At 64.6% G+C, this 9,235-nt stretch carries 9 protein-coding genes, 1 tRNA gene and 1 pseudogene; 4 read left to right on the top strand and 7 right to left on the bottom strand.

The genetic code is table 11. The features are described 5' to 3' along the window. Together O7611_RS31885 and O7611_RS31880 are read right to left on the bottom strand one after the other, a co-directional pair. The coding region (locus O7611_RS31885) for an RRQRL motif-containing zinc-binding protein (protein WP_269698391.1) at window positions 1–368 on the bottom strand (368 nt) is incomplete at its 3' end. After that, entirely contained in the window at window positions 368–613 is a 246-nt protein-coding gene (locus tag O7611_RS31880; RefSeq protein ID WP_269697579.1) for a DUF6284 family protein, read from the bottom strand. The genes O7611_RS31885 and O7611_RS31880, both read right to left, overlap by 1 nt. A gap of 396 nt (window positions 614–1,009) precedes the next feature. Between O7611_RS31880 and O7611_RS31875 the strand changes: the two genes are divergently transcribed. The 3 genes from O7611_RS31875 to O7611_RS31865 all read left to right on the top strand — a co-directional run bounded on the left by O7611_RS31875 (window position 1,010) and on the right by O7611_RS31865 (window position 3,968). Next, a complete protein-coding gene (locus tag O7611_RS31875; RefSeq protein ID WP_269697580.1) occupies window positions 1,010–1,423 on the top strand; it encodes a helix-turn-helix domain-containing protein in 414 nt (137 codons plus the stop codon). 75 nt (window positions 1,424–1,498) lie between these two features. Beyond that, entirely contained in the window at window positions 1,499–2,986 is a 1,488-nt protein-coding gene (locus tag O7611_RS31870) for a helix-turn-helix domain-containing protein (protein WP_269697581.1), read from the top strand. A 1-nt stretch (window position 2,987) separates the two neighbouring features. Beyond that, window positions 2,988–3,968: an NAD-dependent epimerase/dehydratase family protein gene (locus tag O7611_RS31865; protein WP_269697582.1), complete on the top strand. Its 981-nt coding sequence runs from the start codon at window positions 2,988–2,990 to the stop codon at window positions 3,966–3,968. Window positions 3,969–3,971: 3 nt separating this feature from the next. On the opposite strand, the gene O7611_RS31860 is transcribed toward O7611_RS31865, so the two are convergent. Beyond that, window positions 3,972–5,852: an AAA family ATPase gene (locus O7611_RS31860; RefSeq protein WP_269697583.1), complete on the bottom strand. Its 1,881-nt coding sequence runs from the start codon at window positions 5,850–5,852 to the stop codon at window positions 3,972–3,974. 136 nt (window positions 5,853–5,988) lie between these two features. Between O7611_RS31860 and O7611_RS31855 the strand changes: the two genes are divergently transcribed. Then, window positions 5,989–6,086: transfer RNA gene (locus O7611_RS31855), tRNA-Arg, on the top strand. A 140-nt stretch (window positions 6,087–6,226) separates the two neighbouring features. Here the strand turns inward: O7611_RS31855 and O7611_RS31850 are convergent. From O7611_RS31850 to O7611_RS31835, 4 genes and pseudogenes are all read right to left on the bottom strand, one after another. Next, complete coding sequence (locus tag O7611_RS31850) at window positions 6,227–7,594, bottom strand: tyrosine-type recombinase/integrase (RefSeq protein WP_269697568.1); 1,368 nt, start codon at window positions 7,592–7,594, stop codon at window positions 6,227–6,229. Beyond that, window positions 7,591–7,812: a helix-turn-helix transcriptional regulator gene (locus O7611_RS31845; protein WP_013475345.1), complete on the bottom strand. Its 222-nt coding sequence runs from the start codon at window positions 7,810–7,812 to the stop codon at window positions 7,591–7,593. Before O7611_RS31845 ends, O7611_RS31850 begins: the two co-directional genes overlap by 4 nt. Beyond that, the gene (locus O7611_RS31840; RefSeq protein WP_269697569.1) at window positions 7,809–7,976 is read right to left on the bottom strand and encodes a hypothetical protein; all 168 of its coding nucleotides are present in this window, start codon (window positions 7,974–7,976) and stop codon (window positions 7,809–7,811) included. Before O7611_RS31840 ends, O7611_RS31845 begins: the two co-directional genes overlap by 4 nt. Before the next feature lie 444 nt (window positions 7,977–8,420). Next, a pseudogene (locus O7611_RS31835) lies at window positions 8,421–9,235 on the bottom strand (hypothetical protein); the annotation flags it as partial.

Genomic DNA, 9,235 nt, shown 5'->3' with positions numbered 1-9,235 from the left:
GCGTCCTCCAACGGATAGGCGCACGCGAGGCATTCACCCAGCGAGCGCGGGATGTAGTAGGGCCGGACGTGCCGGCAGGTCGGGCAGGTACGGCGGGCGAGCAGCGCGGCGCGGACCGCGCGGAGTTGGGCGGGGGTGGCGGTGCGCTTCGGCCGGGCCAGGTCGACCCGGTAGAGGTAGGCGGCGCGGGTGCCGCCGACGCCGCGCCACAGCACTTGAGCGGCGATCGGCTGACCACCGGGCCGCAGCCCGGCAGAGCGGAGTTGGCGGCGGGTGGCGTAGCCAGGCGGGGCACCCTTCCACCAGAAGGTGGGGATGCCGTACCGCGCTCCGTCCGGATCGTGGAAGGCGGCGCGGATGCGGGACATCAGGCCGCGCGGTGCGGGGTGGGGTGGGCGGTCAGGTCGGCAGCGGCGCGGGTGACGCGGGCCTCGGCCCGGCGCAACCGCCGCCAGTCCAGCGGCGAGGGGCCGCCGTGGTCCTCGGCGTAGAGCATCGTGATCTCGGCGTCGAGCACGTCCAGCTCGGCGGCGATCAGCGGCCACTCCGTCTCGATCGCGGCCAGGTCGGCGGCGGTCGGCTCGGCGGCCACGGGGGCAAGGTGCTTCCTCACGGGAAACCTCCGGGAGAGTCGCTGTAGTCGGGGAGCCCGGGGTGCGACCAGACCGGCCGCACCCCGGGACGAACAGAGATCAAGAGGCAGAAGTCCATGCCGCGCGCCGGATCCGGCCCGCTCGCCCTGCTCGCTCGGGATCTACCGAGGTCGGCCACCGTGTGGCTCAAGGCGGGGATGCCGCAGACGGATCTACGCGGCGCTTCTGCTGTTCAGTTCTCAATGACCAAGTGCGCGGGTGGCTCGTGGGCGCGCAGCGCCGCGAAGCGCTGCCTTCCCCGGGACCAACCGGCGTAGCTGATTTCAGCGCTAAAATTAGCGCTGATGTTGTGCGGTGTCAACGAGGGTGGAGGAACTAGGATCAGCGGATCAGGCAGTCAGACAGGGAGGCAGTCGGTGGAGGATTGGCAGGCGGTAGCCAGTGCCATGAACAGCCGGATGACCGAGTTGCCGATGACCCAGCAGGAGTTGGCCGAGCGATCGAAGGTGTCGGTTGCGACCCTGCGTGAGCTGCAATACGCGACCGCGACTCGCAAGCGGTCCGCGCGGACGCTCGCCGCGATCTCTGAGGCTCTCGGCTGGCCGAACGACTACCTCCGCGCCGTACTGACCGGGGCCACCCCCCCGGGCGGCAGCGGGAAGGCAGAACGGGCGGACAGTTCCTCCTTGGTGCTCGCGCGGCTGGATCAGCTCCACGCCGAAGTGCGGCGGCTCGCGGATGCTGTTGAGCGGATCGCGGTCGATGTCGGTCATGGCGACAAGGACACCAGTTCCGGACGCGCATCCAAACGCCGTTCACCAGGCGAGTAAGCGCCGTTCACTAGGCACCAACTAGGCACGGGGTGGTGCGCGGCCCGGTGCCTATGCCAGCAAAGGAGGGCGGCTATGCCTGCTCGCGCCAGAGATGCCACCCCGAATTTCGCGCTCTACAACCTCCGCGACGCTGCGGGTGAAACTCAGCAGGACGTGGCGGACGGGCTCAATCACCTTGGGGCGGGGCGCGGGAAGCGACTGGCCGTCACCGCCAACCAGGTGAGCAGGTGGGAGCGGGGAATCACGTTCCCGTCGGCGCTCTACCGGCAGCTTCTTGCCGAGCACTTCGGCGTATCGGTGCAGGATCTTGGCCTGACGCGGCAGCGCGTCACGCCGCAGCAACGCGGTAATCCCGAGAACGACTCCGGAGGTTTCGCGATCCACCAGGAATCCGAGTCTCACCCGCACGCCGAGGAAAGCCAGGAAGAGTGGCGGGCTGTCCGCCGGAAGTTGAACATCCACCGGGTGCAGCTCGCGCGGGAGGCAGCGCGGCTCTACGACGCGAAGGACCGGGTAGGCGACACTGGCCTGATCGCGCCACCGGAATGGCTGCCGTCGACCCCCATCGAGTTGACGCAGTTCGGCATCGGCCTCGCGCCAGAAGGGACCACCCCTGCCGTCACCGGTACCGAAGACGCGTCGGCCTGCGTACGGCCGTTGGCGTCGGACGGACGGCGCCACCAGCGCTACAGCCTCGCTCTGCGGGACGTCGAACAGCCCCGGCTCTTTGAGAACCGGCTCGCCTGGCATCTCGCGGGAGTCGACTGGAGCCAGCCCGACCAAGCACTCACCTTCACCACCGGCACGTACTTCGGTGGTGTCGACGTCTCAGAGGCGCTCGCGCACGAGATGGCGATGTACCACGTTGCGGGCGACGGAAGCGGCGTCCTGCCAGCGTCCTGGCGGAACCTGGGCTTTCGGCGGCTTGTCGGTGACCCGTTCACGCCGAGCCGTCGGCCGACGGCACCGTCAACCGACACACTCACCCTGCGGGTGGACGAAGACGGGGTGTCCTTCGTGCTGCACAACCGGGCGGCCGGCAACGTAGCCGTGGCTGGGGGAATGCTGCACATCATGCCGGCGGGGGTTTTCCAGCCGTCGAGCGTCCTACCGGCGGCCTTGGCGGCGGACTTCGATCTGTGGCGCAACATGATGCGGGAGTACAGCGAGGAATTTCTGGGCACGGCCGAACACGGTGGTGACGGTGAGCCGGCGGATTACACCGCAGAGCCGCTGGCAAGCTTCCAACGCGCCTACGCGGCGGGTGGGATACGAGTCTTCTGCCTCGGCGTCGCGCTCGACGCGCTCACTCTCTGGGGCGAAATCTTGACCGTGGCCGTGTTCGATGGCCCTACCTATGACCGCCTATTCGCCGATATGGTCAGCGCCAACGACGAGGGAACCGTGGTAAAGACCGGGCGGGTACGGCCCACATCGGCACTGCCATTCACCCGCCACACCATCGACGAACTGACCGCCAGCGGGCGGCTAGCTCCGGCGGCAGCCGGCTGCATCCAGCTCGCGTGGGAGCACCGCCGCACGATCCTGGGGAGAGGCTGACGTGCACGTGCTGATAACCGGTGGCCTCGGATTTCTCGGCCGCGCCGTCGCCCGTGACCTACTCACCGCCGGACACCGGGTCACCGTCATGAGCCGGGGTCGCGGGGACCGCAACCCACCCGCTGATGTCGCGATCGTGACGGGAGACATCCGAGACCGCGCCCGGGTCGCCCAGATCTTCAAGGACGGCGGATATGAGGGAGTCGTTCATCTGGCTGCGTTGACCAGCGGCCGGGACTCGTTCGCCGACCCGCTGAGCTACTTCGACGTCAACGAGACCGGCACCCTGAACCTGCTCATGGCTCTCGACACCGCGCGGACGACCACCGACCCCGTCGCCCTGGTTTTCGCCTCCACCAACATCGTCTACGGATCGCAGCACCAAGGCGCGCTCTCCGAAGACCTCCCCCCGCACCCCGAGAGCCCATACGCGGCTTCGAAGGTCGCCGCCGAGCACATGGTCGCCGCCTACACGGCGACCGGGGCAGTCGGAGCGATCATCGTTCGGCCCTTTAACATCGCCGGAGCCGTCGACGGGGTCACCGACACCGACCGCGCACGGATCATCCCGAACGTCTTCCGTGCGATCAGCGGCCAGCTCGACCACGTCACCCTCAACGGCGACGGATCAGCAGTCCGAGACTTCGTCCACGTCGCCGACGTCGCCACTGCCATCCGGCAGAGTCTGGCTGCCTGCACCCCCGGCACCTGCCCGACCATCAACCTCGGCTCCGGTATCGGAACGAGCATGGCCACCGTGGTGGCCACCGCCGAGCAGATCACCGGCCTTCGGGTGACCGTCCACCGCCAGCCACCCAAGCCCGAGCCGCCAAACCTGATTGCCGACATCAGCCGCGCTCAAGCCCTTCTGGGGTGGATGCCGGCAAGGTCCAAGCTCAGCGACATCCTCACTGATGTATGGGAAGCGTGGCCTAACAACCAGTCGTGTCGCATAGGCTATCGCCGACATGAAGAGAGGTGAGGGCTAGTGGTCAGCGACGCTCCGACCTCGAAGCCTGCGAGGAAAGCGCGGCGCTCTGCCGTTTGCGTTATCAATGACTGAAATGAGCCGCTCGACTTGCTCTCGAAGATCGAAGCGGTCCAAATCCTTAACTCCTATACGCTTGCACGCCCTGTGCGCGATCGCCACCTTGTCCGGAACCGAGTTAGTCTTCATCTTCAACGGCTGGTCCCACTGCCCAAGCTGCGAAGCCAACTGAAGCCTTGGATGGACCGCACGAACGGCTTCGCGTAGGATTTCAGGGCTTATATAATTTTCAATTGTATAACACTTCGTGATCCACGCGAATCCCGGACCGCTTGATTCACTAAACCCTTCTTCGACTCGCTTCTTTGTGGGGTCTAGATGCTGGCGGGCGCTTGTTTTGTCACTATCAATAAGGACGACAAGGTGACGGTTTAGCCGTCGCAACGAGATGAACTCTTCAATCTCGGCCTGCTGCGACGCGCTCGCCAACCCGCCGCTGGCCGGATCCTTGGGACTTATATGACGAAGAAGCCTGCCGCCATAAAACATGATTGAATAATCAATACCCTCGACGAGATCAGGTGCAAGTAAGGTCAGCCAGCGATGCAAGTAGATTCGATCGGAGGGGCCCTCCACCCAGATCACGGAATTAGCTTGCAGCAGGTCTGAAGGCCTGTAGCCTAGATCGGCACACAGGCTGGCAATCTCGTGTGGAGTTACTGCCGCCTCCACTCGCGTTCCATCCTCGGGCCCATGCGTCAGATGAAAGATGCGTCCCGCATCATAGTCCAACAGGTGCGCAGAGTGGGTAGCAATAAGGTATTGATTCGTAGTCTCATGCGACAGGTACTTGATGAGTCGCCTCTGCAAAAGTGGATGCAGGTGGACTTCTGGCTCCTCGATGCAAACAATTTGCCGATCAAGCAAAGTCGCGGCAGCCGCAAGCATGATCACCTGCTGGACGCCAGTGCCCAAGCTCTCCAAGGGCAGCAGGTCTCCACTCCGCTCCACGAGAATAGTCTTGGCGTCATGAGGAATACTTAAAACGGCGCTGGCATCGTCGAGAATGTACTTAACGAATTCGTTGATCCGGTCAAATTTCTTCCGGTCACCGCTGTTATCCAGGTCAGGCCGCTCTAGCTGCTCAAGCCGTTCAACTAGTCCAACACCATTGAAATAACCCAAAAGCTCGGCACCATGCACGCTTGGTCGAACCTGCCTGAATGCCTCTATTGAACGCACTGTTGGCAACTTATCCGGATTAGGCACGAAGTGGGAAAGGATCACACCCACCGGTTGTTCTAGTATATTGCCACCCGAATACTGCTGCTTAGTGAGAAGGTTTCCCGCCAGTTGCAACGCATTAAAGTCGTCCCGTGTGAAGGTCGACGCAATTTCTTTAACCTGATCCGCCGGCACTTGCCATTTGTGCCTAAGTGGCTCGCCTGGCTGTCGATAGGCATTCGAATCGGCTACACTCTCAAATCGAAACCATAGCAACCCCCCGGGTCCAGAGAGTTGCGGGCTATCCATCAACCTCTTTAAAACATCCGCAGGGCTGCTGCGAGTGCCGTAGCTCGGAGACCGAAAATCTCTCTCAAGAATCTCGGTGGAGGGTCGGGGCGTTGCCAAATACAGTTGAGGCTTCCAATTCTGCGGCAATGTTCGCCTGGGGCGGTCGATCCCTTCGAACGGCTCTGGATCCTTGCGGAGATACTTGTTAACGAAACGCAGAACGTTAGACTTTCCGGCATTGTTCTGCCCTGCGAGAAGGGTAACGCTTCCAAGCGGCTGGAAATATTGTGGAACCAGGAAGCTCCGGTAGCCTGACACACCGAACGCCTTGATCAATGGTTCTTTGGCCACGATATCGTCCATCCCTCAACCCACCTCGGCCTGACAGCCTGACACACGTGCATGGCCACCCGCGTCCTCCTAACGAACAGAGGCGTGTCGTGTGCGTAGGTGCACCGCTCCTGTGCCATATGCGTGCCAAAGTCGCCCACGCCTACGCGCCCCTGCCAGCGCTTGCCCAGGTCAAAGGCAGGGTGCGACCAGCGCTCGTACCGCCCTCCGGAGGCGGGAGCGCAGGTTCGAATCCTGCCGGGGGCACCTTCCATGAACAGCACGAAAAGGCCCCTGACCAGGCGAAACCCGGTCAGGGGCCTTCATCATGTGTCCGGTCATGTCCGGCCGTCACCGGCCCGTGGCGGGCATCTGTGCCAAATGCGTGCCACGGAACGCGGGTGCCCTCAGCCGTGCCCGAGCGCTCTTTCGATGCGCTGCCGGAGAGCCGCGTCACCGCCGTCAAGGCACTTGGCATAGATCCTGAGCAGCACCTCCACGGACTGCCCCGCCCACTCGGCCACCTGCGTCGGCGGCACTCCCCCGTTGAGCCAGGTCGACACGGCAGCGTGCCGCAGGTCGTACGGGGTACGGGCCAGCGGCGAGGCATGCACCTCGGGCGTGAACACGGCGGCCCGCGCCCACCGCCACACACGGTTGATCGTGCCCTTGGGAAGTTCCTCCTTGTTGCGCTCCCCCACGAACAGGCGACCGTTCGGCCCGTAGCCGAACAGCCCGACGTGCGCGTGAATGATCGCGGTCAGCTCGGGCGGACAGGGAACCGTTCGCGTCTCCCCTCGTGCTCGCTGCTTGAGTTGTCGGCTGTCGCGGTTCTTTCCGCTGTCGGTCCATTCACGACCGGCGTGCGGATCGGCACCGTCAAGGGTGAATTCCCCCCAACCTTTATCGGGCAGGTGTAGGTTCGGTTTGGCGAGGCGCACGGCTTCCTCCGGGCGGAGTGCGGCGTAGTACAGGCAGGCGTAGAAAGCCACCATGCGCGGACCGATACGGCCCTGCTCTCGCACCCCTTCCAACAGGGTTCGCACCTGCACCGGGTTAGCGACCGAGCGCCGGTCGATGGTGGAGACGGTTCTCGGTGGCTTCCATTTCAGCTTTGGAAGCGGGTTTGCCGGCAAGAGTCGCCTCTCCACCGCGTATTCGATCGCGGTGTTGAATATCTTCCGGCGTCGGCTGATGACGCTCGGGGCGGCCGGCGCTCCGTCGAGTCGAACGGTGAGGCCGTCCAACACCGGGCGCAGCACTTCGGCGCGGCTGAGGCTTGCCACGTCACGGGTGTTCCGCCGCACCCAATCGAGCGTCTTCCGCACCTGGTCGGGCACGTTGTCGGCCGTGCGGCGCGGGGTGTTGAAGGCCCAGCGGCTGAGGGCGTAGCGGAGCACTTTGCCGTCTGGGCGACCCCTCGCGTTGGTCAGCAGGAGCACCGTTAGCGCCGTCAGGGCTTCCGCGTGTGTACGCCTGGTCGTGGCGGCCACGTGCGGCCATTTCATGTCGGCGAAAGCGCAAGCCAGGTCGTACCAGGACATGACGGCGGTGTCACGGCGCATTGAGATCGGATAGCCTGTTTCGATATCGAACGCCTCACCCTTGCGGGACGCGGTGACCAGCTCGGAGCGGAAGCCCTCCGCGAGAGCCTTTGTCTTGAAGACCTGCTTCTGTCGCCGCTCGGCCACGCGCCAGCGGACGCGATAGGTGCAGCCCCTCTGCCCTTCGTATGTTTCGATTGACCAGATACGCACTTCGTAGGTGGTGTTCAAGCAGCCTCCTCATAGAGCGATTCAAGCCAGGATTCGTAGTCGCGGCGTTCGATCCGAATCTCGCCGTTCGGCAGCTTGCGGGCCGGTGGCCCCTTTCGCTTTGCTCGCCAGTCGTAGAAGGTTGACCGGCTAATTCCGAGGTCGTCGCAAACATCGGCGATGGTGAGGTGACGAGCGGTGCGAGTCGTCCCCCGCTCCGGCCGCTTCGGGACAGTCATGGGCGGGTGTCCTCCCTCGGGGTGGCGTGGAGGTAGATGCGCTGGAACATCTGGGAGCGGCGGTCGGGGTAGGGGCGGCTGACCTGCTGGATGTGCAGCACTTGGGCGATGGCGGTGAGCGCTGCGGCTGTTTCAGCGGGTGTGCCGTGCAGCCTGATTCGCACGGTGAGCGCCTTTCGGTCGGTGCGGGTCGGGCGTGGAGGGTGTGGGTGGCGGTGCGGCAGAGCGGCGCAGGGCGGCCCGCTGAGAGCGACGGAGACGCGAGATCCGAACAGAGTTGGTGTAAGGCATAGGGCAGATCCGTCTGTGTGGCTCTCAGCGGGCCGGTCTACGTCGATGGGTTGCGGTCGATTGAGGCTCGTTGTGGGAGGGGCTGAACCATCTCCGCATCTCCGCATCTCCGCAAACATGGCTGTGAGCTGGGCGAATGCTTGCGGAGATGCGGAGTTCCACTGAGGGGGATCTCCGCAAGAGACCGTGATCTCCGCAAGATCGTGCGGAGATGCGGAGATCGATGATTCCTGATGGTTTGATCTCCGCAGGCTGTTTTCCCTGGTGGTGGCGGGTTGGTGCGGCGTTGCGGAGATGCGGAGATGGTTCAGCGGGTTTCAGCCGTGGTGGCGTTCGACCCAGAAGACGGCCCGGTCGCCGCGTTCGTTCTTCCCGGCGCGGATGACGTGATCGCCGCGCCAGCGTCCGGCTTGGCCGGTGAGCAGCCGGCCGAGTTGCAGGGGGTTGGGTAGGCGGCCGTTGTGGGTGGTGATGAATTGCCCGTCCCAGGGGTCGTGTTCGTCGCTGCCGAGGTGCATTGGTTCTGCGTCGCGGCGCAGGTCAGCGGCGGTCATAGGGCGACCGGCGTGGCGGTCGTGCCAGGTGGTGAGGAACGCGCGCCAGCGCGTTTCGTCTTCATCGATTTCCCGTACCTCGGCGGCGTTGGTGAGGAAGCCGTCGATGCCGTGGTGGGCCAGGAATCCGCCGAGGGCTTGCGCCCACGGGGTGAACTGCCGCATCGACAGCCCGGCGGCCCGGTGTGCTCCCTGCCGGGTCCAGCCGAGCACCAGCACCAGGAGGTGCCACAGCACGGTGAGCTGATTCGCGGGAGCGGTGATCCACTGGTCAAGGTGTGGAATGCCGAATCCGGTCTGGTCGCGTAGTTCGGGGCGGGGCATGTCCGGGTCGAGGTGCACCCGGACGGTGCGGGAGGCCATGTCTCCGCCGACTTGCAGGTTGTTGCCGGTGGCCATCCACAGCCGGTCGTTGACGGTGGCGATGTTCCGCGACGCGCCGAGCTGCCGGTCGGACCACACGCCGTTGGTGACGAGCTGGGCGAGCACGGCGGAGTCGATGACGGTGCCCTCGGCGAGGTTGTCCCAGATGACCACGCCGACCTGTTCGGCGAACACGGCGGTGATGGACTTGCGGA

The sequence above is a fragment of the Micromonospora sp. WMMC273 genome, assembly GCF_027460285.1.
Lineage (GTDB): Bacteria > Actinomycetota > Actinomycetes > Mycobacteriales > Micromonosporaceae > Micromonospora > Micromonospora aurantiaca.
The sequence above is the reverse complement of the archived record's forward strand: the minus strand, read 5'-3'. Positions and strand labels throughout refer to the sequence as shown.

Excerpts from the sequence above, each read along its gene's own strand:
- O7611_RS31870 (WP_269697581.1), top strand. The coding sequence starts at position 1,499 with ATGCCTGCTCGCGCCAGAGATGCCACCCCGAATTTCGCGCTCTACAAC.
- O7611_RS31845 (WP_013475345.1), bottom strand. The coding sequence starts at position 7,812 with ATGACTGTCCCGAAGCGGCCGGAGCGGGGGACGACTCGCACCGCTCGT.
- O7611_RS31860 (WP_269697583.1), bottom strand. The coding sequence starts at position 5,852 with ATGGACGATATCGTGGCCAAAGAACCATTGATCAAGGCGTTCGGTGTG.